This window comes from Xenorhabdus innexi, from assembly GCF_002632485.1.
GTDB lineage: Bacteria > Pseudomonadota > Gammaproteobacteria > Enterobacterales > Enterobacteriaceae > Xenorhabdus > Xenorhabdus innexi.
The window spans coordinates 1-844 of record NZ_NIBU01000206.1 but is presented as its reverse complement, the minus strand read 5'-3'; the positions used below and the strand labels follow the sequence as shown (position 1 = coordinate 844).

The window sequence follows — 844 nt, the reverse complement described above, 5'->3', positions numbered from 1 at the left end:
ATTGACTGCTGGCGCTTTCCACATAAAAAATTAGGGGTATCTGATGGTCATTGAAACGGTGTGCTAATTAACCATAAAACTTAATGGTTTTCAAGCTCGTTTGATGAGGTTATCAAATGCAGAATGTACCACTAGAAGCACAAAAACAGCGGAATTTTTTGCTACTCATGGTGGAACACAAGCAGCGAATCCAATCATTAAAATTGACTTAACCAAAATACCGAAAGAACATATTTTGGATTTATCTACAGCAGAAAAGGCAGCAGAACATTTGAAGACACCATTTACTCGAAATGTTTCGGCGGCTCATCAGGAAGTATTAATTCTCGGTAAAATACCACCTGAAGCAATTATAGGGTTTTTATAGGAAAATTATGTTAGATAAAATTAAAGAAGAAATTATTGCTAATAATTTTGTTGATGAAATCAGAATGAGCCTATCTTTTAATGAACAGGAGTATCAAAAACTAGTAACCAGCTTAGCTAAGCTAGCTGAAATTATGAGTGAGGAAAACACTATAGATAAAGAATTAGCCCTATATTTATATTCTATCCCACAGATTGTACATAATGCTTATGCCAGTTTTGATGGAAAAGAAAATAAGCCAGAAATTGCAATGAAGTTAGAAGAGGCTTGGATAGAGTTGGATGCTTTATCGATCGAATGCTTAAGCTAGAATCGACTCATAGATAGGCTCTTAAGAATTAAGCCGTTCAAAACACGCATCCAATGTTTTGTTTTTATATGATTTTCTTTGTGGTGTTTTGAACGCGTTCTGGCATAAATATTCTTGTGCTTTTTCCAGCCAAAAATACGTTTCCGACCACGCCTTTTGGAGCAGGT

2 protein-coding genes are annotated in these 844 nt (G+C 35.2%); both read left to right on the top strand.

All coding sequences use genetic code 11. The features are described from left to right. The first annotated feature begins 103 nt into the window (after window positions 1-103). Window positions 104-367: a DUF7587 domain-containing protein gene (locus Xinn_RS21110; RefSeq protein WP_211286050.1), complete on the top strand. Its 264-nt coding sequence runs from the start codon at window positions 104-106 to the stop codon at window positions 365-367. Window positions 368-374: 7 nt separating this feature from the next. Further along, on the top strand, window positions 375-677 hold the full coding sequence (locus tag Xinn_RS21105; RefSeq protein WP_086956874.1) for a hypothetical protein: 303 nt from the start codon (window positions 375-377) through the stop codon (window positions 675-677). The last annotated feature ends 167 nt before the right edge of the window (window positions 678-844 follow it).

What these genes read in the sequence shown, in the direction of transcription:
- Xinn_RS21110 (WP_211286050.1), top strand. Translation starts at nt 104, where the DNA reads ATGAGGTTATCAAATGCAGAATGTACCACTAGAAGCACAAAAACAGCG.
- Xinn_RS21105 (WP_086956874.1), top strand. Translation starts at nt 375, where the DNA reads ATGTTAGATAAAATTAAAGAAGAAATTATTGCTAATAATTTTGTTGAT.